The 24832-nt window shown below is 64.2% G+C and carries 21 protein-coding genes; 14 read left to right on the top strand and 7 right to left on the bottom strand.

Annotation, left to right across the window (positions count from 1 at the left end):
* The first annotated feature begins 34 nt into the window (after positions 1 to 34).
* From recC to O3297_RS04200, 4 genes are all read left to right on the top strand, one after another.
* Positions 35 to 3454, top strand: a complete 3420-nt coding sequence (gene recC, locus O3297_RS04185) for an exodeoxyribonuclease V subunit gamma (protein WP_305047842.1) — start codon at positions 35 to 37, stop codon at positions 3452 to 3454.
* Complete coding sequence (gene recB, locus O3297_RS04190) at positions 3451 to 7122, top strand: exodeoxyribonuclease V subunit beta (RefSeq protein ID WP_305047843.1); 3672 nt, start codon at positions 3451 to 3453, stop codon at positions 7120 to 7122. The genes recC and recB overlap by 4 nt, the downstream gene beginning before the upstream one ends.
* Positions 7112 to 9070 carry an exodeoxyribonuclease V subunit alpha gene (gene recD, locus O3297_RS04195; protein ID WP_305047844.1) on the top strand — a complete coding sequence of 653 codons (1959 nt, stop codon included), beginning with the start codon at positions 7112 to 7114 and terminating at the stop codon, positions 9068 to 9070. Before recB ends, recD begins: the two co-directional genes overlap by 11 nt.
* Before the next feature lie 159 nt (positions 9071 to 9229).
* The gene (locus O3297_RS04200; protein ID WP_305047845.1) at positions 9230 to 11164 is read left to right on the top strand and encodes a methyl-accepting chemotaxis protein; all 1935 of its coding nucleotides are present in this window, start codon (positions 9230 to 9232) and stop codon (positions 11162 to 11164) included.
* Positions 11165 to 11168: 4 nt separating this feature from the next.
* On the opposite strand, the gene O3297_RS04205 is transcribed toward O3297_RS04200, so the two are convergent.
* Positions 11169 to 12068 carry a LysR family transcriptional regulator gene (locus O3297_RS04205; RefSeq protein ID WP_099393293.1) on the bottom strand — a complete coding sequence of 300 codons (900 nt, stop codon included), beginning with the start codon at positions 12066 to 12068 and terminating at the stop codon, positions 11169 to 11171.
* Between the two features lie 109 nt (positions 12069 to 12177).
* Here O3297_RS04205 and O3297_RS04210 point away from each other — a divergent pair, with 109 nt between their 5' ends.
* A complete protein-coding gene (locus O3297_RS04210; protein ID WP_099393294.1) occupies positions 12178 to 13110 on the top strand; it encodes a DMT family transporter in 933 nt (310 codons plus the stop codon).
* Here the strand turns inward: O3297_RS04210 and O3297_RS04215 are convergent, their stop codons facing one another.
* Entirely contained in the window at positions 13111 to 13989 is an 879-nt protein-coding gene (locus O3297_RS04215) for a serine hydrolase (RefSeq protein ID WP_034778183.1), read from the bottom strand.
* Positions 13990 to 14405: 416 nt separating this feature from the next.
* Here O3297_RS04215 and O3297_RS04220 point away from each other — a divergent pair, with 416 nt between their 5' ends.
* The 3 genes from O3297_RS04220 to O3297_RS04230 are packed head-to-tail and all read left to right on the top strand — an operon-like array spanning position 14406 to position 16883.
* Positions 14406 to 15665: a sensor histidine kinase gene (locus tag O3297_RS04220; protein WP_305047846.1), complete on the top strand. Its 1260-nt coding sequence runs from the start codon at positions 14406 to 14408 to the stop codon at positions 15663 to 15665.
* The gene (locus O3297_RS04225; protein ID WP_034777866.1) at positions 15662 to 16411 is read left to right on the top strand and encodes a LytTR family DNA-binding domain-containing protein; all 750 of its coding nucleotides are present in this window, start codon (positions 15662 to 15664) and stop codon (positions 16409 to 16411) included. Before O3297_RS04220 ends, O3297_RS04225 begins: the two co-directional genes overlap by 4 nt.
* 43 nt (positions 16412 to 16454) lie before the next feature.
* On the top strand, positions 16455 to 16883 hold the full coding sequence (locus tag O3297_RS04230) for a DsrE family protein (RefSeq protein ID WP_081345408.1): 429 nt from the start codon (positions 16455 to 16457) through the stop codon (positions 16881 to 16883).
* Positions 16884 to 16937: 54 nt separating this feature from the next.
* Here O3297_RS04230 and O3297_RS04235 read toward each other — a convergent pair whose 3' ends face one another.
* Positions 16938 to 17156, bottom strand: a complete 219-nt coding sequence (locus O3297_RS04235) for a molybdopterin-binding protein (protein ID WP_034757699.1) — start codon at positions 17154 to 17156, stop codon at positions 16938 to 16940.
* Between the two features lie 170 nt (positions 17157 to 17326).
* Here O3297_RS04235 and O3297_RS04240 point away from each other — a divergent pair, with 170 nt between their 5' ends.
* Positions 17327 to 17827 carry a hypothetical protein gene (locus O3297_RS04240; protein WP_305047847.1) on the top strand — a complete coding sequence of 167 codons (501 nt, stop codon included), beginning with the start codon at positions 17327 to 17329 and terminating at the stop codon, positions 17825 to 17827.
* Positions 17828 to 17883: 56 nt separating this feature from the next.
* Here O3297_RS04240 and O3297_RS04245 read toward each other — a convergent pair whose 3' ends face one another.
* Entirely contained in the window at positions 17884 to 18840 is a 957-nt protein-coding gene (locus tag O3297_RS04245; RefSeq protein WP_046685513.1) for a sulfate ABC transporter substrate-binding protein, read from the bottom strand.
* A gap of 400 nt (positions 18841 to 19240) precedes the next feature.
* On the opposite strand from O3297_RS04245, the gene O3297_RS04250 reads away from it, so the two are divergent.
* A complete protein-coding gene (locus O3297_RS04250) occupies positions 19241 to 19771 on the top strand; it encodes a GNAT family N-acetyltransferase (RefSeq protein ID WP_070253641.1) in 531 nt (176 codons plus the stop codon).
* Between the two features lie 65 nt (positions 19772 to 19836).
* On the opposite strand, the gene O3297_RS04255 is transcribed toward O3297_RS04250, so the two are convergent.
* Positions 19837 to 20649, bottom strand: a complete 813-nt coding sequence (locus O3297_RS04255) for a class II glutamine amidotransferase (RefSeq protein ID WP_071653602.1) — start codon at positions 20647 to 20649, stop codon at positions 19837 to 19839.
* A gap of 234 nt (positions 20650 to 20883) precedes the next feature.
* Between O3297_RS04255 and O3297_RS04260 the strand changes: the two genes are divergently transcribed.
* Complete coding sequence (locus O3297_RS04260) at positions 20884 to 21720, top strand: EAL domain-containing protein (protein WP_305047848.1); 837 nt, start codon at positions 20884 to 20886, stop codon at positions 21718 to 21720.
* Positions 21721 to 21819: 99 nt separating this feature from the next.
* Positions 21820 to 22569, top strand: a complete 750-nt coding sequence (locus O3297_RS04265) for a YcbK family protein (RefSeq protein ID WP_370385381.1) — start codon at positions 21820 to 21822, stop codon at positions 22567 to 22569.
* A 6-nt stretch (positions 22570 to 22575) separates the two neighbouring features.
* On the opposite strand, the gene O3297_RS04270 is transcribed toward O3297_RS04265, so the two are convergent.
* The gene (locus O3297_RS04270) at positions 22576 to 22779 is read right to left on the bottom strand and encodes a DUF3460 family protein (protein ID WP_034787227.1); all 204 of its coding nucleotides are present in this window, start codon (positions 22777 to 22779) and stop codon (positions 22576 to 22578) included.
* A 77-nt stretch (positions 22780 to 22856) separates the two neighbouring features.
* On the opposite strand from O3297_RS04270, the gene O3297_RS04275 reads away from it, so the two are divergent.
* Positions 22857 to 23738, top strand: a complete 882-nt coding sequence (locus tag O3297_RS04275) for a LysR family transcriptional regulator (RefSeq protein WP_034787224.1) — start codon at positions 22857 to 22859, stop codon at positions 23736 to 23738.
* Here O3297_RS04275 and O3297_RS04280 read toward each other — a convergent pair.
* A complete protein-coding gene (locus tag O3297_RS04280) occupies positions 23714 to 24181 on the bottom strand; it encodes a PACE efflux transporter (protein WP_070253636.1) in 468 nt (155 codons plus the stop codon). The genes O3297_RS04275 and O3297_RS04280 overlap by 25 nt on opposite strands.
* Before the next feature lie 182 nt (positions 24182 to 24363).
* On the opposite strand from O3297_RS04280, the gene O3297_RS04285 reads away from it, so the two are divergent.
* Entirely contained in the window at positions 24364 to 24816 is a 453-nt protein-coding gene (locus O3297_RS04285; protein WP_034787797.1) for a hypothetical protein, read from the top strand.
* Positions 24817 to 24832 lie beyond the last annotated feature (16 nt).

Below are 24832 nucleotides of genomic sequence, written 5' to 3' on the forward strand. Positions count from 1 at the left end.
CCCGGCCGGAGGCGCGGCAACCCATCGGATCAGCATGCATACTCCCGTCACGCCCGGCCTCCTCATCCTGCATGGCAACCAGCTGGAACAGCTGCGCGCCGCCGTCTTCCAGTGGCTGCGCCAGCATCCGCTGGCGCCCCTGGAAACGGATATCTTCCTGGTGCAGTCAAACGGCGTGGCCGAGTGGCTGAAGATCGCCCTGGCCGAGGAGATGGGCGTGTGCGCCGCCACGCGCATCGCGCTGCCGGCGCGCCTGCTGTGGGAAAGCTACCGGGGCATGCTGGGGCGCGAGCGCGTCCCGCGCGTGTCGCCGTTCGATAAATCGCCGCTGACGTGGCGTTTGATGCGCCTGTTGCCGTCCTTGCTGGCCGACCCGGTCTTCGCGCCGCTGCGCTACTTCCTTGCCGATGGCGATAGCGAGCGCCGGCTGCAGCTGGCCGAGCGGCTGGCCGATTTGTTCGACCAGTACCAGGTCTACCGCGCCGACTGGCTGGCCGATTGGGCGGCGGGTAGCGACCAGTTGCGCACGGCGCGCGGGGTATCCATCGCATTGAAGGAGGACCAGCGCTGGCAGGCGCAGTTGTGGCGCGCCGTGGCTGCCGATGTCGAGGCGTTCGAGCGCGACACGGGCCGCGCCGACATCCACGAGGCCTTCCTGGCAGCGATCGCCGCCGGCGATGCGCCTGCCGGCAAGCTGCCGCGACGTGTCGTGCTGTTTGGCGTGTCGGCCTTGCCGTACCAGACCTTGCAGGCGCTGGCCGCGCTGGCGCGCCACACGCAGGTGGTGCTGGCCGTGCCCAATCCGTGCCAGTTTTACTGGGGCGACATCATCGACGGGCGCGACTTGCTGCGCGCGCAAAACAAGCGCCAGCGGCAGCGAAACGGCACCGACCTGGCGCAAATTCCGCTGGAAGAACTGCATGCGCACAGCCACCCGCTGCTGGCCAGCTGGGGCAGGCAAGGGCGCGATTTCATCCGCATGCTCGACGAATTCGACGAACACGCGCAAGCCGAGGGTCGCGACGACAGCCTGCGCATCGACCTGTTTGGCGAGGAAACGGGCGAGACCTTGCTGCAGCAGGTGCAGGTGGCCATCCGCGAACTGCGCCCGCTGGCCGAGCATGAGCAGGTGCCGCCCGAGCCAGGCGACCGCTCGATCGAATTCCACGTGGCGCACAGCGTGCAGCGCGAAGTGGAAGTGCTGCACGACCAGCTGCTGGCCATGTTCGCGCACAGCGCCCAGACGGGCTTGCGCCCGCGCGACGTGGTGGTGATGGTGCCCGATATCGACACTTTTACGGCTGCCATCCACGCTGTCTTCGGCCAGTACCGGCGCAATGACGAGCGCTTCATCCCGTTCGAGATCGGCGACGTGAAGGACCGCAGCGTCAATCCGCTGCTCGTCGCGCTCGAGTGGCTGCTGCAGTTGCCGCAGCAGCGCTGCCGCCAGAGCGAGGTGCGCGATTTGCTCGACGTGCCGGCGCTTGCCGCCCGCTTTGGCCTGCAGCCGGACGACCTGGCCACCCTGGGCGCGTGGATCGAAGGGGCGGGCGTGCGCTGGGGCCTGGACCAGGAACACCGCGCCGGCCTGGGACTGGGTGCGGCCGGCGAGCAGAATGCGTGGATCTTCGGCGTGCGGCGCATGCTGCTCGGCTATGCCAGCGGCAGTGGCGCCAGCTTTGGCGGCATCGAGCCGTATGCGGAAGTGGGCGGCCTCGATGCGGCGCTGGCGGGGTCCTTGGCGCAGCTGGTCGAGGCGCTGCTGCACTGGCGCACCGTGCTGGCGGGCGCCTGCACGCCAGCCGAGTGGGGCGTGCAGGCGCGTGCGCTGCTGGCCGCCTTTTTCGACGCCGACGACGAGGGCGACCGTTTGACCCTGGCGCAGCTGGAAGGCGCATTGCAGGGCTGGCTGGAAACCTGCGAGCACGCGGGCTTTGTCGAACAGGTGCCGCTGTCCGTGCTGCGCGTGGCGTGGCTGGGCGCGTTGGACGAGCCGACCCTGAACCATCAATTCGTCTCCGGCGGCGTCACGTTTTGTACCCTGATGCCGATGCGCGCCGTGCCGTTCCGCGTCGTCTGCCTGCTGGGCATGAACGATGGCGATTTCCCGCGCCGCGCGCAGAAGGCCGATTTCGACCTGCTGGCGCTGCCCGGCATGGCGCGCCCGGGCGACCGCTCGCGCCGCGACGATGACCGCTACCTGATGCTCGAAGCCTTGCTGGCCGCGCGCGACAAGCTGTACGTGAGCTGGGTGGGGCGCAATGTGCGCGACAATTCCGAGCAGCCGCCGTCCGTGCTGGTGTCGCAGCTGCGCGATTACCTGGCCGCCGGCTGGTCGCTGGACCGGCACCTTGTATCGCTGACCACCGAGCATGCGCTGCAGCCGTTCAGCCGCCGCTATTTCGAGGCCGATGGCTTGTTGACCTACGCGCGCGAATGGCGCGTGGCGCATGCCGATGCGGATGCGCAGGTCGAGGAACTGGCGCTTGGCCCTTACGAGCTCGATCCCGGCACGCGGCTGAAACTGGGCGAGCTGGCGAGCTTTTTGCGCCAGCCCGTGAAATACTTTTTCCGCCGCCGCTTGAGCGTGTATTTCGCCGATGCGGCCATGCTGGGCGAGGATGAAGAGCCGTTCGGCCTGAATGCGCTCGAGCGCTATCTGCTGGAAGACACCATGCTGGACGACGGCGGTGCCGTCGAAGCGCTCGATGACGTGCGCGCCAGCCTGGAAGCGCGCGCGGAAAAGCTGGCGCGCGAAGGCGTGCTGCCCATCGGTCTGATCGGCCGGCAAGTGCAGGCGCAATTGGTCGAGGCGCTGGTGCCCGTGCGCAGCGCGTGGCTGTCCCTGCGCGCCTCGTTCCCGTACGCGGCCGAGAAGCGCGCCATCAACTTGCCGTTTGGCGAGCTGCAGATCGACGACTGGCTCGACAAATTGTGCAGCAACGGGCAGGGCACGGCCTGGCTGATGCAGATTTCCTCGAAGGTGACGGACAAGGGCGGCCTGGCGCGCGGCGACAAGCTGATGCTGATGTGGCTGCGCCAGCTGGCCGCCGCCGCCCTCGGTTTCCCCGTCACCGGCTACCTGGTGGCGCGCGACGCCATCGTCAGCATGGCGCCGCTCGATCCGGCTACTTCGCGCGATGCGCTGGCCACCTTGCTGGCGCTGTGGCGCGAAGGCATGAACCATCCGCTGCCGACGGCGTGCAAGACGGGCCTCGCGCTGGTGCAGCAGGGCGACCCGCGCGCCGTCTACGACGGCGGCTTTGAAGTCTCCGGCGAGCGCGAAGAACTGTGCCTGGCGCGCCTGTGGCCCGAGTTTTCCGCATTGGCCGCGGAAGAGGCCTGGGAAGACTGCACGCGCGAGCTGTATGGCCCGCTGGCCGACTGGCTGCAAGAACACATCACGATCGACCCTATCAGCGCGCCCGCAGACGGCGCGGGAGAAGAACCATGACGAGCCATCTGCTCAACCCCCTGGCGTTCCCGCTGCACGGCTCGCGCCTGATCGAAGCCTCGGCCGGCACGGGCAAGACCTGGACCATCGCCGCGCTGTACGTGCGGCTCGTGCTGGGGCATGGCGACGACGACAGCCGTTTTACGCGTCCCTTGCTGCCGGCCGACATCCTCGTGATGACGTTTACCCGCGCCGCCACGCGCGAATTGTCGAACCGCGTGCGCGAGCGCCTGATCGAGGCGGCCGCCTATTTTCGCCACGAATTTGGCATTGAATCCGGCGGCAGCGATCCCTTTCTCGACGCCTTGCTCGAGTCCTATCCGGACGAGAGCGAACGGCAAAAGGCCGCGCATCGGCTGATGCTGGCCGCCGAGACGATGGATGAAGCGGCCATTTTCACCATCGACGCCTGGTGCCAGCGCATGCTGCGCGAGCACGCGTTCGACAGCGGCAGCCTGTTCGACGAAGAACTGGTCAGCGACGAGCAAGCCCTGTTCGAGGATGCTGCCCACGATTACTGGCGCCAGCAAGTCTATCCCTTGCCGCCGCAGGCGCTCGACGTGCTGCTGGCCTGCTGGCCCGACGTGGGGGCGCTGAAGAAGGGCGCGCGCGAGCTGGCGCGCCGCGCGGACATCATGGGCATGGCGGACGAGGAACCGTTGTCCGCGCTGATCGCGCGCGAACAGCGGGCGCTGGCCGCGCAGCTGGCTACCCTGAAGGCGGGATGGGTCGAGCGCGTGGACCAGATGGCCGCCTGGATCAACGACCACCGCGCCGCCAATCCCAAGTGTTTTAACGGCGTCAAGATGAAGCCGGAGAACCTGGCGAAGTGGTTCGATGGCTTGCGCCGCTGGGCGCAAGACCCGCTGCTGCTGCAGCCGGCCATCACGGCCAAGGCGTGGGAGAGATTAACGCCGTTCGGCATCGAGGATGCGTTTGCCAAGAGTTTCACGGCCCAGGTGCCCGAATGCTTCGAGCATACGGAAGGGCTGGGGACCGCCCTGGCGGGCCTCACGCCGCTGGCGCACAAGCTGCACCTGCATGCGGCGGCGGCCATCGCGCGGCGCATGGACCAGTTAAAACGCCAGTCGCGCCAGTTCGGCTTTGCCGACATGCTGCAGCGCCTGCACGACGCGCTGGCCGGCGAGAATGGCACGGCCCTGCGCCAGCGCATCATCGACCAGTATCCGCTGGCCATGGTCGACGAATTCCAGGATACGGCGCCCGCCCAGTACCAGATTTTCAATCTGCTGTACCGCATCGCCGACAACGACCCGGCCCTGGGCCTGTTCCTGATCGGCGACCCGAAACAGTCGATCTACGGCTTTCGCGGCGCCGACATCCAGAGCTACCTGGCGGCGCGGCGCGCGACGACGGGACGCCATTACCAGCTGGGCACCAACTACCGTTCGACGGCGCCGCTGGTCGCTGCCGTCAACCAGCTGTTCCTGCATGCCGAACGCGCCGAAGTGCCGCTTGGCGCCTTCCGCTACCGGAAAAATGGCGAGAACCCGCTGCCGTTTGAAGCCGTCGATGCCAAGGGCCGCGCCGAATACCTGGTGAACGCCAGCGGCCCGCTGCCAGCGCTGCTGGCCGCCTGCGCCAGCGATGAAGGGCTGCGCGGCGACAGCTACCGCGAGTATTTCGCGCAGCACTGCGCCGAACATATCGTCGCCATGCTGGGCGACCCGCAGGCGGGCTTCGATGGCCCCGACGGTTTTACGCGCTTGCAGCCGGCCGACGTCGCCATCCTCGTGCGCGACCGCAAGGAAGCGGCGGATATCCGCCGCGCGCTGGCGCGCCGCCGGGTCGCCAGCGTGTACCTGTCCGACAAGGATTCCGTCGTCGACAGCGAGGAAGCGCAAGACGTGCTGCGCTGGCTGGCGGCGCTGGCCAATCCCCTCGACGGGGGACTGGCGCGCGCCGCGTTTGCCACGCGCACCATCGGCCTGTCGCTGGGCGAGCTGGCGCGCCTGTCCAGCGATGAACTGGAATGGGAACGCCGCGTCGAACAACTGAAGGCCCTGCACCTGATCTGGCAGCGCCAGGGCGTGCTGGCCATGCTGCGCCGCTTCATCCACGAGCTGCAATTGCCCGCCATGCTGCTGCAGCAGACGGGCGGCGAGCGGCGGCTGACGAATCTGCTGCACCTGGCCGAACTGCTGCAATCGGCCAGCCGCCAGCTTGATGGTGAGCAGGCGCTGATACGCTGGCTGGCCGAGCAGATCGCCGGCGAAGGCGAGGGCGGCGACGAGCGCGTGCTGCGCCTGGAAAGCGATGCGGAGCTGGTCAAGGTCATCACCGTGCACAAATCCAAGGGACTCGAATACCCGCTGGTCTATTTACCGTTTGCCGTCACGGCGCGCAAGGTGGATAAACGCAACCGCAGCTTCTTCGATTATGCGGGCGAGGATGGCGAACGCCGCCTCGACCTGTCCTTGTCCGACGAAGCCATGGCGGCGGTCGAAGAGGCGCGCATCGAGGAAGACTTGCGCCTGCTGTACGTGGCGCTGACGCGCGCGCGCCACTTCCTGTGGCTGGGCGTGGCCGCCCAGGCGGCGCGCAAGGCGGGCGAGAATACCTTGCACGAATCGGCGCTCGGCTACCTGCTGACGGGCGGCGACAAGCTGCCGGCGGAGCAATTGCTGTTGCGCTGGCAGCAGGTGGCGGGTGACTGCGACGCCATCTACGTGGCTTCTTTGGCGCAGCCCGATGCCTGCACGGTGCTGGACCGGGTCGAGCGGCGCCCCGAGCTGCGTCCCGCGCCCGTGTTCGCGGGCGAGTTCGAGCGCGACTGGTCGGTGGGCAGCTTTACGTCGCTGACGCGCCAGATCGGTGCTGTAGCGGCCGCACACGTGCCGCAACGGGCGCTGGAGGAAACCCTGCTGGAAGATGGCACGGCTGTCGCCGTGACTTCGCCGATGCACATGGGCGACGCGCCATGGCACCGCTTCCCGCGCGGCTCCGTGCCCGGCAATTTCCTGCACGAGCAGCTCGAGTGGATGGGCAGCGAAGGTTTTGACAGCGTCCACGACGAGCACTTCAATACCCGTCTGGCCGCGCGCTGCGAGCGGGCCGGCTGGGGGCACCGCCAGGAAGACGCCATCGCCTGGCTCAGGGAAATCGCCCTCACGCCGTTGCCGCTGCTCGATGCGTCGCTGTCGCAGCTCGATAGCACCCTGTCCGAGATGGAGTTCTGGTTCCCCAGCGAGCATTTGTCCACGGGGGCGCTCGATCAGCTGTGCACGCGCTTGCTGCTCGATGGCGCGCCGCGTCCCGTGCTGCCGCGGCGCCAGCTGCACGGCATGCTGAAAGGCTTTGCCGACCTGGTCATCGAACAGGATGGCCGCTACTGGGTGCTCGACTACAAGTCGAATGCGCTGGGCGTCAACGACGGTGCCTACCACACGCAGGCGCTGGCAGCCGGCATGGCGCAGCACCGCTACGATATTCAGGGCGCCATCTACATGCTGGCCCTGCACCGCCTGCTGAAAAGCCGGCTCGGTGATGCCTACGATGCGGCTGAGCACTTGGGCGGCGCTATCTTCCTGTTCTTGCGCGGCATAGCGAATGCGGATACACATGGCTGCTACTGGCTGGCGCCGCAGCTGGAATTGCTGGACGGCCTCGATCAACTGTTAGAAGAAACGGAACACCATGCAGCATGACGCACAGATGAACGCTTTGTTTGCCCATGTCGACGGCGTCGCCGAGGATGGCCATCTGCGCCGCCTGAGCGCCGCCTTTGCCCGCTTCATCGCCAGCCTGGACGAGAATGCGCCGGATGCGCCGGCCGTGGCCGTGGCGTGCGTGGTGCTGTCCGAGCTGGAAGGGCGGGGGCACAGCTGTTTGATGCTGTTTGAGCTGGCCAGCGAACCGTCGCAGTTGCTGGGCTGGAGCGAGGAGCTGTGGCATGCCGTACTGGCCGTCTCCGGTCCGCTGCCGGACAGCGTCGATGGCTGGCGCGCACTGCTGGCCGGTGCACCGCAAGTGTGGCAGGTCGGTGCGGCCGATGTGCGCCAGCCGCTGGTGCTCGATGGCGACCGTTTGTATCTGCGCCGCTACTGGCGCGACGAAAGCCTGGTGGGCGAGAAAATAGCCCTCCGCGCACAGGATTTGACTGATCCCCCGCTGGCGCAGGTGCGGCAATGGCTCGACATCCTGTTCGACCAGCCCGCGCAGGATGGTGGCCCGGACTGGCAAAAAGTGGCGTGCGCGATCGCCCTGCGCGGCAAGGTGGCCATCATCACGGGCGGGCCGGGGACAGGCAAGACGTACACGGTGGCGAGCCTTTTGACCCTGCTGTTTGCCGTCTCGCCGCAGCCGGAGCAGCTGCGCATCGCACTGGCCGCGCCCACGGGCAAGGCGGCCGCTCGCCTGAAACAGTCGATCGACAAGGCGCTGGAAGGCTTGGCGGCGAAGGCGGGCGATGCCTTGCCCCTGCAGGAACTGGCGCGGCGCATGGGGGCGGCCCGCACCCTGCATAGTTTGCTGGGGGCGCGGCCCGAGACGCGCGCCTTTGCCCACCACGCGGGCAACCCGCTCGACGTCGACGTGCTGATCGTTGATGAAGCGTCGATGGTTCACCTGGAGATGATGGCCAGCGTGCTCGATGCCTTGCCGTCCACGGCGATCCTGATACTGCTCGGCGACAAGGACCAACTGGCGTCCGTGGAAGCGGGCGCCGTGCTGGGCGACTTGTGCCACGACGCGCAGGCGGGCGGCTACACGGACGCCACCATCGCGTATGCGCAGGCGGCCAGCGGCGTGGCCATACCCGCTGATTTTGCCGGTGCGGCCGGCGCGCTGGCGCAGCAGACGGTGATGCTGCGCCACAGCCACCGCTTCAGCGGTCCGATCGGCGAACTGGCGCTGGCCGTGAATGGCGGCAGGCCCGATCTGGCCAAAGCGTGCTTCGCCGGCGACAGCGGCGGCCAGCTGGCGTGGAGCGTGCCGGCGCAGCAGGAAGATGTGCTGCGCCTGGCCTTGCGTGGACGCGCCGACGCGCCGGGCGGCTACCAGCCTTACCTGGCGCTGGTGAATGCGGGCGGCGAAGGCTACGCGCAGCATGACGACTGGGTGCGCGCCGTGCTGCACAGTTTTGAATCGTTCCGCATCCTGTGCGCCGTGCGCGAAGGCGAGTGGGGCGTGGCGGGCTTGAACACGGCCATCGAACTGCGGCTGGAAAAGGATGGCTTGATACGCCGCAGCGAATGGTATGTGGGCCGTCCCGTGATGGTCACGCGCAACGACTACGGCACGGGCGTGTTCAATGGCGATATCGGCTTGACCTTGCGCGATCCTGCGCGGCCCGGCTCCCTGCGCGTGTATTTTTTGGAGGGCGAGAATGTGCGCAGCGTGCTGGCCACGCGCCTGCGCCACGTGGAGACGGCGTTCGCCATGACGGTGCACAAATCGCAGGGCTCGGAATTTCGCCATACGGTGCTGGTGCTGCCGCAGGAAGGCGGCGCCATGCTGGCGCGTGAACTGGTCTACACGGGCATCACGCGCGCGCGCGACTTCTTTACCCTCGTCTCGCCCACGCAGGCCGTGCTGTTCGACGCGATCCTGCGCCGCACGCAGCGGGCCAGCGGCTTGAGGGGGCTGATCCGCTGATAGGTTGACAGGGTTCGATAGGTTTCTGCACGGAAATATATGTGTTGTATTCCGAATATTGATGAAAATTGTTCCGATTTTTGTGTGAAAATGCTTCCGTAGAGAAAGCGGTGCAACAGCACTGTTTCACGCCATTAAAATCGAAACGAGGAGTCCATCATGTTGTCTTCCCTTCGCACGCGGCTGGTGCTCATTTGCGTGGCCATTGTCGTACTGTCCATGCTGGCCTTGTCGGTTGCCAATTACGTGACGACGCGCAGCAGCATGCTGGCGTCGTCGGATCAGCAGATGCAGCAATTGCTGCAAAGCCAGTCGGCCGTGCTGGCGCAATGGGTCGATGGCAAGAAAAAGGTCATGGCATCCGTTGTCATGTCCGCCGAGACGCCCGATCCGCTGCGCGCCTTCCAGATCGCGGAAAAGGCCGGCGATTTTGCGGAAGTGTTCATCGGCTATGCGGACAAGCGTTCCGTGTTTACCCATCCGGGGCGCCCGGCCGATTTCGATCCCACGGCGCGCGCCTGGTACACGGACACCGTCAAGGCGGGCGTGCCGATGCTGACGCCGCCGTATGTGGACGCGGCCAGCCACAAGCTGGTGGTGTCGTTTACGGCGCCTGTCGGCCCGAAAGAGGCGCTGCTGGGCGTGGCGGGCGCGGACGTGCTGCTCGATACGGTGATCGCCAACGTGGTGGCGATCAAGCCGACCCCGCACAGCTTTGCCTTCCTCGTCGACCGGAGCGGCACCATCATCGCCCATGCGAACAAGGACCTGAGCCTGCAGCCGGTGGCGAAACTCGATGCGGCGCTGTCGGCCGCGCAGGTCAACCGGCTGGAAAGCACGCGCACGAGCGAGGCCGTGCGCCTCAATGAGCGCGACGGCATGCTGTACGTCACGCGCGTGGCGGGTACCGACTGGCTGCTGGCCGTGGTGCTCGACCAGCAGGAAGCCATGCAAGCGTTGCAGACGATGCTGACGACAGCCACCGTCACTGCCGCGCTGCTGACGGGGCTGGCGGCGCTGCTGCTGTCGCTGCTGGTCTTCAAAATGCTCAAGCGCCTGGAACTGGTGCGCGATGCGCTCGACGACATCGCATCGGGCGAAGGCGATTTGACGCGCCGCCTCGACGCTTCCGGCGTGGATGAACTGGCGCAGATCGCCGGCGCCTTCAACCGCTTCATCGACAAGATCGCCGCCGTTCTCGTGAAAATCCGCACGGCCAGCGAATCGGTGAAAGTGTCATCGTCGGAAATCGCCGCCGGCAACCAGGACCTGTCGTCGCGCACGGAACAGCAAGCCAGTTCGCTGGAAGAAACGGCCGCCTCGATGGAGGAGCTGACCAGCACCGTGAAACAGAATGCGGACAATGCGCGCCAGGCCAACCAGATGGCGCAATCGGCGTCCGGCGTGGCCAGCAAGGGCGGACAAGTGGTGGCGCAGGTGGTCGATACCATGGCCTCGATCAACGATTCGTCGAAGAAGATCGTCGACATCATCAGCGTCATCGACGGCATCGCCTTCCAGACGAATATCCTCGCGCTCAATGCGGCCGTGGAGGCGGCGCGCGCGGGAGAGCAGGGGCGGGGCTTTGCCGTGGTGGCGACGGAGGTGCGCAGCCTGGCGCAACGCTCCGCCGGCGCGGCGAAGGAAATCAAGCTGCTGATCGACGATTCGGTGGGCAAGGTCGATTCGGGCGCGCGCCTCGTCGACGAGGCTGGCGCGACGATGCAGGAAATCGTCGATAGCGTGCGCCGCGTAACGGACATCATGGGCGAGATCACGGCCGCCAGCGCCGAGCAGAGTTCGGGCATCGAGCAGGTGAACCAGGCCATCGCGCAGATGGACCAGGTGACGCAGCAGAATGCGGCCCTGGTGGAAGAGGCGGCGGCTGCGGCGGAAAGCCTGCAAGACCAGGCCAGCACGCTGGCGCAGGTGGTCGGCGTGTTCAAGCTCGATGAGGGGCAGGCACCGCCGCCGCCGCAGCAGCACCCCGTTCGGCCCGTGGTGCGCGCCGCGATGGCGCCGCGCCTCGCCAGCACTCCGGCAAGGACGGCGGCCGTCAAGCCGGAGCGCAGCGAGGAGTGGGAGACTTTTTAAACGCTCAAGCGCGCCGTGGCGCCAGGGTCGGCGCCATCTGCCTGGCCACCTCGAAAAAGGCGTTGGTGGCGGGCGTATTCTGGCGCCGGTCGCGCACGGCCAGGCCCACCTTGCGGCTGACGGGCGGATTGAGCGGCAGGGCGACCAGTTCCGGATACTGCTCCCGCAGCCGCTGCGGCAGGGCCAGTTCGGCCACGATAGACAGGCCGTCGCCGCGGCTGACCATGTCGAGGATGGTGATCACCTGGCTGATGCGGTAGGGCACGTTCGGCTGCAAGCCCGCGTTGGCGAACAGCGGTTCGATCAGGCAGGCGCATCCCGCCTCGGACATGATGAACGGCCCTTCGCACAATTGGGCCAGGGTGATGGCGGTTTCGCTGGCCAGCGCATGGCTGCGCGGCACCAGCGCCATCATCTGGTCTTCCACCAGCGGCGCCGTGTCGAAGCGCTCGTCCGGCAGCACGACGAAGCCGACATCGACCCTGCGTTCGCGTATCCACTGCACCACTTCATGGTCTGCACCCTCGTCGATGCGCAGGTCGATGCCCGGATAGCGCAGGCGGAATTGCGCCGTGATGGCCGGCAGCAGATTCAAGGAAGACGTCGGGCCGAAGGAACCGATGCGCAGGGTGCCCTGGCGCTGGCCCAGCACGTCGGCCGCTTCCTGGCGCATGGCCTCCGACAAACCGAGGATTTCGCGCGCGCGCACGAGCAGCTGGCGGCCCACGTCCGTCAGTTCGGCCGATGCCTGGTGGCGCACGATGAGGTCCACGCCCATCTCCTTTTCCAGCGCCTTCAAGGCGTGCGAGACGGCCGACTGGCTGATGCCCAGCTGCGCGGCGGCGGCGGAAAAGCCGTGCAATTCGGCCACCAGGGTAAAAATTTCCAGTTGCGTGAAGGTCATGGCGTGGTTTTGTTGAGTTATGAGTATTTACTCATTATTTCATGAGTTGATATTAGTATTAATATATATGGACACCACCCGCCGCGCAAGCGGCCATACAGGATATTTCATGTCTTCTTCCGCCATACCATCAGCCGCCTTGCCTTCCGTGCAATCGCCGCTCGTCTACATCAAACTGATCTTTGTCGCCCTGTTCTGGGGCGGCACCTTCATCGCGGGGCGCGTGCTGGCGCAGCAGATGCCGCCCATGACGGCCGCCAGCGGGCGCTTCGGCGTGGCCGTGCTGTTGCTGGTCATGTTGGCCTGGAAACTGGAAGGGGGCTTGCCGCGCCTGGACCGCAAGCAGCTGGCAACGACGGCCGCGCTGGGCCTGACGGGCATCTTTTTGTACAACCTGTGCTTCCTGGCGGCCCTGTCGCGCATGCCGGCGGGGCGCACGGCCCTGTTCGTGGCCCTGAATCCCATCGTCACGGCGCTGGCCTCGGCCATGCTGTTCCGCGAACGGCTCGGTTCCTTCAAGTGGCTGGGCATCATGCTGGCGTTTTGCGGCACGGCCATCGTCATCACGCGCGGCGATCTCGCCGGCGTGCTGCACGGCACGGGCGGCGGCATCGGCATGGGCGAGGTGTTCATGTTCTGCGGCATTTCCAGCTGGGCCGCCTATACCCTGATCGGCCGGGTCGCGCTGAAGGGCTTGAGCCCGATTGCCGCCACCACGTACGCGTCGATGTGGGGCCTGGCCTTTTTGCTGGTGGGGGCGGCCGTGGAATTTCCGAGCGTGCCATGGCACAGCTTTGGCTGGCAAGTGTGGGCCGCCATCGGCTACCTGGGCGTGTTCGGCACGGTGATCGGCTTTGTCTGGTATTACGAGGGCGTGAAGGCGCTGGGCCCGTCGCGCACGGCCGTCTTCAACAACCTCGTGCCCGTGTTCGGCATCGTGCTGGCGGCGGCGTTGCTGGGCGAGCCCGTGCTCGTCTCGATGCTGGTGGGCGGCGCGGTGACGATTGCCGGTGTGGTGATGACCAACCGGCAAGCGAAGTAATTAGCGGGCGCGGCGGCGTTTACTTGGTTTCGCCGGCGCTTTTTTGTGCCGGCTGACCGAGGCGCGCATCACTTTCGGCTCTTCGATGCCGTTCTCGGCCGCCAGCATGCGGCGGATGTTGACGGCGTCCATGGCGCGCACGGAATTGGCGCGCGCGTTGAGCAGGATCATGGTGGCGAACTTGCCGGCCGACTTGATGCGCATGATCAGGCAACGGCCCGCTTCATTCGTGTAGCCCGTTTTCGACAGGCCGATATCCCAGCCCTTGGCACCCACCAGGCGGTTCGTGTTGTGGTACTCCACGTCGCGGCCCTTGATCTGGATCACGTCCTTCGAATCCGTCGTGATGCGGCTGATTTCCGGGTAGCGCGAGGCGGCCACGGCCATCTTGACGAGGTCTGCTGCCGTCGACTGGTTGTTTGGCGACAAGCCCGTTGGCTCTTCGATCACGGTCTGGCGCATGCCCAGGGCCTTGATCTTGGCGTTGACGGCCACGGCAAATGCGGTGGGGCCGCCGGGGAAAGTGCGCGCCAGCGAGGCGGCGGCGCGGTTGTCGGACGACATCAGCGCCAGTTGCAGCACGTCGTGACGGCTCAGTGTGGCGCCCACGGGCACGCGCGAGGTGCTGTGCTTCAAGGTGTCGACATCCTCGCGGTCGATGCTGATCTCTTCCTGCATATTCGCCTTGGAGTCGAGCACGACCATGGCCGTCATGAGTTTGGTCAGCGAGGCGATGGGCACCACCACGTTGGAATTTTTTTCAAGCAAGACTTTGCCTGTGCCGTCTTCGACCACCAGTATCGACTGGGAACCGAAGGGCACGGCGATGGCCGCTGTCGAAAGCGTCATCAGCACCGCGGCGAACATTTTTTTGAGCATGGGATTGTATGTGGGAAAGCAGTTTTGGGGCGCCATCGTGGGCGCTGCGCGCAAATCCGGAAACGGGCCGCGCGGGGACGCGGCGTGTATCTCGGAGGCAATATTTACCAAGCTTAAACAATACCATTAAAGATCAAGCGATGTCTACGGTACAGGCCCGCGACAAGCGGTGTTGCGGCCAATTTGGCAAATAAATGGGGCTAATCTTGCCGTAGTGAAAATTGTTACGCAATTATTGATTTCGCCTTGGAAACTTCGTATTATTTCAGCAATATTGGCAGCGAGGGTCTGGCAGGCGCCATGTACCTCGTCGTTGATGCCTGTCCCTTCGTGCTTCGTCGCCCCGCGCTATGCCCTGCCACGGTGGCGCCGTAGACTGCGTTCATGCCTGAATCACAGACCAAGGGGAGCGCATCGTGTTAAAAAAATATACGGATTGGTACCGCAGCATCGACGAAGAATCGCTGCTGGTGCTGAAACATCCCGAGATGGCTGACCAGATCCAGGGAAGAGTGCGCCGCTACGTCGCCATGAAGCTGGTCAAGCTGACGCCGATCGAGCGTCAGCAATTGCACGATTTCCTGCTCAAGTACCGCGGCGCCGGTTTTTACATCGCCGTGTTCAAGCTGATGCTGCTGTTCAGCGCCATCGGCGTCGCCCTGCACCTGCTGTTGCCGGCACGGTTCGAATTGCTCAAGGCCTTGGTCTTCAGCAACGGCTTGGGTTTTGCGCTGGCGTGGGGCCTGGTGGGCGTCTGGTTCAATTACCGCAGTTCCGTGCGCTACAAGTTCAAGAAGCTTTTGTTGATCGTGTCGACCTGCGCGGCAGGGGTAGCGGCCGGCGTGCTGCTGGCCGGCTTGAGCGATACGGGTTCCATGGAAATGGCCTTCGAGCGCTTGCTGCGCGTGGGCGGCATTGCCTTGCTGGTGGCCGGGTTGTTTTATATGGTGCCGCTGGCGGTCGTGAGCACCTGGCGCAACCGCCAGTATGAAGCGCTGGCCCTGCAGCTGCAGCAGGATGCCGAGCGCGACCGCCTGGCGCGCGAACTGAGCGAATCGCAGCTGCGGCTGTTGCGCGCGCAGATCGAGCCGCATTTTCTGTTCAATACCCTGGGCGCCGTGCAGCAGCTGGCCGAGCAGGGAGCGCAAGGCGCCGGCCGGGCCGCGGCATTGACTGCCGACCTGATCGCCTTTTTGCGCGCCAGCATGGCGGAGATGCGCAGCGAGCAAGTGCCGCTGCAAAGCGAGTTCGACATGGTGGCCGCGTATTTGCGCGTGATGCAGGCGCGCATGGGCTCCCGCCTGCGCTATGCGCTGGACTTGCCGGCCGAATTTGCACACGCGACGATTCCCAGCATGATCTTGCTGACCCTGGCGGAAAATGCCATCAAGCACGGTATTGAACCGTCCTTGCGCGGCGGCGAGATCAGCCTGTCGGCGCTGCGGGTGGACGGCATGCTGCGCCTGCGCGTGCAGGACACGGGCATGGGCTTGCCGGCAAGCGCTGCGGGCAGCGCGCCGGAAGGCGGCCTGGGCCTGGAAAACGTGCGCAGCCGGCTGTCGCTGTCCGATCCGTCCGCCAGCCTGACCCTGCGCGACGGCGAAGAGGGGGGTGTGATCGCTGAAATTATGTTGCCCATCAAAATGGAAACCAGCCTGAAAGAACTTGCCGCATGAATGCCACCATCCTGATCGCCGAAGACGAGCCCCTGATGCGCGAACGCCTGCAAACGATGCTGGCGCTGGCCTGGCCCGAGGCGCGCATCGTGCTGGTGGCGGAAAACGGCAACGATGCCTGGGACGGTTTCCTCGAGCATGAGCCGGACGTGGTCTTCCTCGACATCCGCATGCCGGGCCTGTCGGGCCTGGAAGTGGCCGAGCGCATCGGCGTGCGGGCGCACGTGGTGTTTGTCACCGCGTATGACCAGTATGCCGTCGATGCCTTCGATGCGGGCGCCGTCGATTATCTGTTGAAGCCCGTGCAGGCCGAGCGCTTGCAGCGCGCGCTATCCCGGCTGCGCGACAAGCTGGGCGCGCAGCCGGCCGACATGGCCCACTTGCTGCAGTCGCTGCGCGCGGCGCTGCCGGCCGCGCCGCGCGAAAAACTGAAATGGATCAGGGCCAGCGTGGGCAAGCAGATCCGCCTGATCGATATTGACGACGTGCTGTTCTTCCAGGCCGACACCAAGTACACGCGCGTGGTGCTGGCCGGCTCGGAAGCGCTGGTGCGCACGCCGCTGAAGGATTTATTGGGCGGCCTCGATCCGGAACAGTTCTGGCAAATCCACCGCGGCACCATGGTCAACGTGAAAGCCATCGAGGCGGCCGAACGCATCGACGCCGAGCGCATGCAGGTGCTGCTGCGCGGCAGCACGGAAAAGCTGCCCGTCAGCCGCACGTTTACGTATTTGTTCAGAGATTGATATGATGGCAATGTTTTTAATCTGCCACTGAAATGGACATCTCATGACAATCTTGCGCCGCTGGTTCTCCGCCATCCTTCTTTCCTTGTTCGCTTGCACTGCCGCCACGGCAGCGCAGAAGGAGGAAAAGGTGGTGTATCACGTCAATGACGCCAGCAATGCCACGGCTGCGCTGAAAAATATCCGCAATCACCTGGACGCCAGTCCCCAAGCCACCATCGTGCTCGTCGCGCATGGTCCCGGCATCGATTTCCTGCTCGATGGCGCCGTCGACAAGAATGGCACTCCGTATGACGCAGTGGTGCGCGAGCTGACCAAGCGCGGCGTGAGTTTCCGTGTCTGCAATAACACCTTGCAAGGACGCAACATCGACCGCCAGCGCGTGCTGCCCGACGCCGTCATCGTGCCCTCGGGCGTGGCCGAGCTGAGCCGCTTGCAGTGGCAGGAAGGGTATGCGTATATCAAGCCCTGACGCACGCGCCGCTGCCGGATGGCAAGGGGCGCGGCGCTAGCGGGTGGGTAACCCTTATTGGATCTTGGCGATCGACACTTCCGTCGATTTCACCAGCGCGATGACTTCGCTGCCCACTTTCAAGTCCAGGTCCTTGATCGAGCGCGAGGTGATCACCGAGGTGACGATGCCGTGCGGCGTTTCCACGTCCACTTCCGAGACCACGGGCCCAAAGATGATTTCCTTGATCTTGCCGCGAAACTGGTTGCGTACATTCACTTCCGAGATAGCCATGATATTTCCTTTGAGCCTGTAATACGCCATGCGGCGCGACAAGGCCAGAGTACGGCGCGCGCACGCTTTTGACCACGAATCGATGCGCATATCGATATGCGCAAAGTGTGCGCCAGCGCTGCTGCAAGCATATTATTCGCCTATACTGGAGCATCTACCGGAGGTGTGCCATGCGTCCATTCCTGCTATCGCTCTTGCTGTTGCCCCTGCTGTTGTCCACCTCGGCCGTGCTGGCGCAACCCATTGCCGCCCTGCAACCGATGGCTTTCCTGGCCGGGCATTGCTGGAAGGGCGAGTTCCCTGGCGGGAAGCAAACGGATGAGCACTGTTTCCAGTGGCTGTATGGCGGCCAGATGCTGCGCGACGTGCACACGGTGCGCAGCCCCGGCAAGCCCGACTACGTGGGCGAAACCACGTATTACCACGATCCCGCCGCAGGCAAGGTAGCCTTCCTGTATGTGGAGAATAGCGGCGGCCATAGCCGCGGCACGATGCTGCCGGCGGACGGCGGCCTCGACTTTCCCGCCACGCAATACGTGGGCGCGAATGGCAAGACGCTGACCTATCGCGTGCGCTGGACGCCGTCGGGCGATGGCTATGAGGCGGCCAGCGAGATGTTGGTGGACGGGCGCTGGGCGCCGCAATTCAAGCTGCTGCTGAAGAAGCAGTGATGTGTGGAGGATAAAAAAACCGGGACATGTCCCGGTTTTTTTTGATGCGGCGAAGATTACTTCTGATAAATCTTGTCGAACTCGCCACCATCGTCAAAGTGTTTCTTTTGTGCCTGTTTCCAGCCGCCAAAGACGTCGTCGATGGTGAACAGGGTGATCGGCTTGAAGCTGGCCGCGTATTTCTTGGCGACGGCCGCCGAACGGGGGCGCAGGTAGTGCTTGGCAACCAGTTCCTGGCCTGGTTCCGAGTACAGGTATTGCAGGTAGGCCGTGGCTTCCTTGCGGATGCCGCGGCGGTCGACGACCTTGTCGACGACGGCCACTGGCGACTCGGCCAGGATGGAAATGCTTGGATATACCACTTCGAAGTTGTCGCCGAATTCGGCGCGCACCAGTTGCACTTCATTTTCAAACGTGACCAGCACATCGCCGATTTCGCGCTGCGTGAAGGTGGTGGTGGCGCCGCGGCCGCCGCCGTCCAGCACGGGCACGTTCTTGAACAGTTTGGTGACGAGGTCGCGCGCCTGCGCTTCGCTGCCGCCTTTTTTCACGGCATAGCCCCAGGCCGCCAGGTAGGTGTAGCGGCCATTGCCCGAGGTTTTCGGATTCGGCACGATGACCTTGATGCCGGGCTTGGCCAGGTCGTCCCAATCCTTGATGTGTTTCGGGTTGCCTTTGCGCACCAGGTACACCATGGTCGAGTAAAACGGCGCCGCATTGTTCGGAAATTTCTTGGCCCAGTCAGCCACCACGAGGCCGCGGTCGACGAGGATGTCGATGTCATTGGCCTGGTTCATGGTCACGACGGATGCTTCCAGGCCATCGGCGACGGAGCGCGCCTGCTTGCTGGAGCCGCCGTGCGATTGCTTGATGGTGATGGTTTCGCCCGTTTTGGCTTTCCAATCAGCAATAAATGCGGGATTCACGTCCTTGAACAATTCGCGCATCACGTCGTAGGACGCGTTCAGCAAGACCACCGGTTCGGCGGCGCTGGCGGCCATCGGCAGGCTCATGGCGGCGGCGGAAGCGGCCAGGGCGCTGGCCAGGAACCAGCGGCGCGAGCGTTGTGTGAGCGTTGCTGCGGCAGTCGTTACGGCGTTGGAATGGGTCATGTTGAACTCTTGTTGTGAGAATAGATAGACATAGTCTAAAATTCCGGCCGGAAAAGAAACGAATTTTTCGTAATATGCTTAGACTTGATTCCCGTTTGCGCTAAAAAACATATATCGATTTCTGGAAACATTCGTGGGCAAGATGCGCATCAGCACTTAGTCTGCAGGCATAGCGCCATAGGCAAAACCGGCCCGTGGCGTGCGGCAAAAAACCCGAAAGCGCCGCTTGGTGTATAGTCGAATCGCACGATACAGGGGGAAAACCGTCTGCATCGGCAACTGGAATATTTTGTGAGCGTACATGAGTCTTGAAATTCGTATTGCAACATCGACCGACGCTTTCGAGGCGTGCAACGTATTACGACGCTCCATCGTCGAATGCTGCAGCCTCGATCACCGGGACGATCCGGCCATCCTGGAAGCCTGGCTGGGCAATAAAACACCGCAGATGGTGGCGTGCTGGTTTGCGTCGCCGACTAATTTTTCGCTGGTCGCAGTCGAGGCGGGCGCCGTTGTCGGCGTCGGCTTGCTGACGCGCGCCGGCAAGCTTGCCCTGTGCTACCTGCTGCCCGAGGCGCAAGGCCGCGGCGCTGGCAAGGCGCTGGTGGAGCAGCTGGAAGCGCAGGCGCGCGAGTGGGGCATCAAGGCCTTGCAACTGCACAGCACGGCCAGCAGCCAGGCCTTTTTCGTCAAGCAGGGTTATGTCGAGGCGGGCAATGTGCGTTCGCCATATGGCGTGGAAACGATTTTTTGCTGGAAACAGATTGATCCCACGGGCATCGCTAGCGGCGATCCCAAGCGCAAGCGCTTTTGCAACTGCAATTCGGCCTGACGCCCCGTCAGTCCCTCAGCCCGCCCATCCGGCGGCGGGCCATTTCTTCCCGTTCAATAATTCCCTCAGTAACTGATCTGGATATACACGCCTTGTGGCGCGGCATCATCCGCCGGCAGCAAGGTGCCGCCCGTAAACAGTTTCAGTTCGCCGGGAGCGAACGCCAGCCAATCCTCGTTTTGCGTCAGCGGATGCGTGGCGATGACGGCGATCCTGTCGTCCAGGTGGTTGTGCTGGCGAAAGTCGATGCTGCGCTCGCAGTCGATCAGTTGCGCCACGGAAAACGGGTATTCGCGTATCACATAGTGCAAGTGCGTGGAACAGTGGGCAAACAGCAGTTCGCCGTCCGACAGGATGAAATTGAAGGTGCCGTGCGCCGCAATGTCCTTGGCGACCTCGGCGATGGCGGCGCGCAAGTCGGCGCGCGTGGGTTCACCGAGGGGAAACTGCGTGCGCAAGGTGGCTAGCAGGTGGCAGAAGGCTTGTTCGCTGTCCGTGTCGCCGCTGGCGCGGTAGTGCGCATTGGCGGGCGCACGCCACGTTTTCAAGTCCCCATTGTGGGCGAAGGACCAGGTCTTGCCCCACAGGTCGCGGGCGAACGGGTGGGTATTTTCCTGGGCGATGCGGCCTTGCGTGGCCTTGCGGATGTGCGCGACGATGTTTTTCGCCTTCACGGGATGCTGCTGCACCTGGGCCGCCAGCGGCGAATCGATGGCCGCCAGGTGATCCGTCAGCAGGGTGCAGCCGCTGCTGGAATGATAGGCGATGCCCCAGCCGTCGCGGTGCTCGTCCGTGCGTCCGCCCCGTTCGGCAAAGCCGGCAAAGGAAAATCCCAGCGCCGCAGGCTTGCTGCTGTTCATTGCGAGTAACTGGCACATGGCGGCCCTTCCTGATGGTATCGGTACATGCCCACAGTAAAGGCTGGACCAGGGGGCGGGAAGGAATGTTTCTGACTATCGTTATGCGCTGTCCGTTGTTGCGTCCATATTTGCTGGGTGCATATCAAATGGCGAAACCATTCGTTCTCCTTTGGTTTGCGCTGCCTTACTCTGCACACTTTGGCGCCGTCTTCCCCATGAGGGCAGCTGGCGCAGCCTTACGAAGGAGCACGTATGCCATTTCCTGTCCTGAAAAATTACCTGGCCCGCCTGTCGCATCAAACCCAGGCCGGCACCAGCGTCTGGCTCGACGGGGAGGGTCGGGCGCTGGGGCGCTTTTTCAATTGCACCATGACCAGCGCCTTCCAGCCGCTGCGCGAACTGGAAAGCGGCAAGCTGGTGGCGTTCGAAGGATTGGCGCGCAGCGTGTCGAAGGCGGACGAGGGCTTGTCGCTGTGGCGCTTGCTCGATCACGCGGCCAGCGACGATGAATCCGTGGAACTGGACCGGCTGTGCCGCATGCTGCACGCCATTAATTTTTTCCGGCAGGCGGAAGCGGAGCAGGCCGACCTGTACCTGAATGTGCATGACCGCCTGCTGAGCGCCGTCAGCAGCAATCACGGCCACGCTTTCCAGCGCATCCTCGACGCGCTGGGCTTGCCCATCGAGCGCATCGTGCTGCAATTGCCGACGGTCACGCCGAACCAGGGCTGGCTGCTCAACTACGTGGCCGACAATTACCGCCGCAACGGTTTCCGCCTGGCCATTAACGTGGCCAACGTGCATGAGGCAACGGGCATGCTGGAGCGCCTGCACCCGCATGCGTTCAAGCTCGATGCGGGCAACCTCAGCGACGAGCAAGCCGTCGCCAGCTTCGTCACTGTGTGCCATGCGGCGAAAATCCGCGTCCTTTTCAAGCGCCTCGACACGCCGGCCGCGCTGGCCGCGCTGCAGCGCGTCGCCGCCATCACGGGCTTGCCCATCGTGGCCCAGGGTTATCTGCTCGACAAGCCATTGACGGCGCTGGCGCAGGCGAAAGGCGCCGGCGTCTCCGTCGCGGCTGCCGCCTGACGCAAAATGCCTTGAAATGAGGGTGACACGATAGGCATTGAGGGTTTTTCTTCGCGGCACAATACGCTATAGTATTCCCATCGTTAAATTGGACTGACTATGGCATCGCGCAGAAATTTTCTACACCACGGTATGGGCCTGGCCGCGCTGGGCCTGGTTGCCACTCCTCTCATCGGCTGCGCCTCGCGCACGGCCGCTCCCGCCTCGGCTTCGGCCAGCGCCAAGCCGCGCGTGCCGCGCACGGCCGTGCCGCCGCAGCCGACGCAACTGGCCAGCATCGACCGCTCGATCACGTCGCAATCGCGCCAGGCCATCACCGAGATGGAACCGCCACCCGACATTTTCGATGCGCAGGCGCTGGACCTGGAATTCTGGCTCAAGCCCCGCACCCTGGAAGTGGTGCGCCCGGCCAGCAATGAAAAGGCCAAGCTGCTGTACTGGAAAGATGGCGAAGTCATCGATTCGGCCTACCAGGAACTGTGTCACTTGCTGCGCGACGTCAACGGCAAGAAGACGGCGCCCATCGATCCGAAACTGCTGGAAACCCTGTGGGGCACGCAAGCGTTCGTGGCCCGCTACGGCATCGAGCAGCCGCTGGAAATCTTGTCGGGCTACCGCACGGCGGAGTCGAACAGCAGGCTGCGCGAAGCGGGCGTGCCGGCCGCGCGCCAGTCGCTGCACATCTCGGGCCGCGCCGCCGACATCCGCGTGGCGAATCTGAACGCGGAAGTGCTCGGTTCGCTGGTGCGCAGCTTCAAGCAGGGCGGCGTGGGCTTCTATTACCGCAACGGCCCGCGTGGTGGCTGGATCCATGCGGACACCGGATTGCAGCGCGTCTGGAAAGGCTAAGAGTTTTTAGTCGTAATGGTAGGGTGGTTCCGGCACGCTGTCCGCGTGAGCCAGTTCCAGTTCGCGCATGCTGGCCGGACGCTCCCAGAAAATGCGCCAGCCCTGGCGCTGGCTGGCTTGCACTTCCGGGTGCGCCTGCAGGTAGCCGTCGATGAAGCGGGTAAAGTCGGAAATGTAGCCGCTGCGGCGGTAAGTTAATCGATGGCGCATGTGTACTCCCGAGTGTTGCTGTCGTTCCCCGTTTTGACCGCCCGCGCGCCCGAAAGTGCCGCACTTTCCACTTTTTCATGAAACTGTCCAGCCATAACATCGAACTGTTCCTGGCCGTCGTCGATGGCGGCTCGTTCTCGGCTGCCGCGCGCGCCTTGCGGCGGGCGCCGTCGGCCGTCAGCATGGCGATGGCCAATATCGAGGCGGAACTGGGCATCACCCTGTTCGACCGCGGCGCACGCGAAGCCGTGCCCACCCCGGCCGCGCTGGCCCTGATACCGCACGCGCGCCTGATCGCCGAGCAGTTGAAACAGTTGCACTTGCATGTACAGGAATTGTCGCAGGGACTGGAAAGCCGCATTTCGCTGGGCATCGCGGCCGAGCTTGACCATACGCCTTTCCTGGCCGCCGTGCGCGCGCTGTCGCAGCGCCATCCCTTGCTCGATATCGAGGTGCTGACGGCGCCGCAGGACGATGTGCTTGACATGCTGCACCGGGGCCGCATCAGCGCCTGCATGGCTTTCGCAGGCGGGCGCATCAATCACGAAGAACAGTTCCAGCTGGTCGGCAGCGATGCCTTGCTGGCGATTATCTCCACCCAGCATCCGCCCAGCGCGGCGGGCCAGCCCTTGTATATCGAGGAATTGGTGAACTTGCGCCAGATCATCGTGGCCAGCCGCGAACTCGACCTGGCCGATGCGCGCCCCGTGGTGGGGCTGTCCTATTGGCGCACGGACAGTTTGCCGATGGCGCTGGCGATGGTGGAAGCGGGACTGGGCTGGGGCAACTTTGCCGCCTCGGCCATCCAGCATTCTCTGGCGGCGGGGCGGGTGCGCTGCGTGGCGTTCAAGAATACGGGCAATGGCCTGGTCGTGCCCATCCACCTGGTGTGGATGAAGGACCGGCCGCTGGGCATGGCGGCGCGGTCCTTTCTTCAGTTGCTCAGCGAAGCAGCCTGAACGTCAGTGGCTTCTTCCTTCGGCTGCTGCGCCGACAGGGGCACGCCAAACAGGCCGTCGAAGAAATAGTTAAAAATGAAGCTGTAGCACGGGATGATCAGCATCAGCGCGAAATCGAGCACGAAGGCTTGCCACAGGCTGATGTTCAGCCACCAGGCGATCAGCGGGATCAGGTAGATGACCAGCGTGATCTGGAAGCCGATCGCATGCAGGATGCGGCGCCAGACCGTGCGCGTGCGCGACACCTGCCGGATTTCCCAGTATTCGAACGCGGTGTTGTAGAGCAGGTTCCAGATCACGGCGATGGTGGTGATCATGATGGCCAGCGGCCCCGTGCTGGTGGGCGATTCGCCCGAAAGCAGGGTCAGCCAGAGCGTGGAAATGGCCATGCCGATGATTTCAAAAGCGGTGACGTAGACGATTTTGCGTTTAATGCCTTGCATGTAAAGCCTGTAAAGAAGAGATGGTGCATATTTTAAGTCAGGCATGCTGATCTTTAAAGTCGATAGCTGTCAGTTTTTCTGATTGATTCGGCGTAGGAATACCATGCTTGCCCTGAACGGTGGATAATGGCGGCTGGCAGGCAACCGGTCCCGCCGCATCACCGCAGAAAAGGTCAATGAGCATGCAAGGCGCAGCAGACAGCAACATCCCCGAGGTTCCCGACACCCCCGCCAGTGCGGACGAACGTCCCCGTTTTCGCCCCCGTCCGTGGGAGCACCTGGAAACGCCATACGACGTGGAAGTGTGGATCGAAGAACATAACCGCAGCATGCAGGACAATATTCGCGCCACGGAAACGGGCGTGGGCATCTGCTTTACCCTGGCCGAAGGCGGCGATATCTATATGCAGACCAGCGCCGACGGCGCCGTCGTGCTCGACGTGACGCCGGACGCGGCCTGGGTGTCTCCCCTGATCAGCGCGGCCACGGGCTGCGAGACGCCGGATTCGTCGCTATGGATCTTGCCTGATGATAAATTGATCCAGCTGATCGTGGGGCTATCGAGCCTGGTAGCGAGCACCTTGCTGGTGGTAGGCCATGATTTCGGCTTGCGCCGCAGCCGCATGGGGCGCTGAACGGCCTTGTTGCAGA

This window comes from Janthinobacterium sp. SUN128 (assembly GCF_030587275.1).
Taxonomy (GTDB): domain Bacteria; phylum Pseudomonadota; class Gammaproteobacteria; order Burkholderiales; family Burkholderiaceae_D; genus Janthinobacterium; species Janthinobacterium lividum.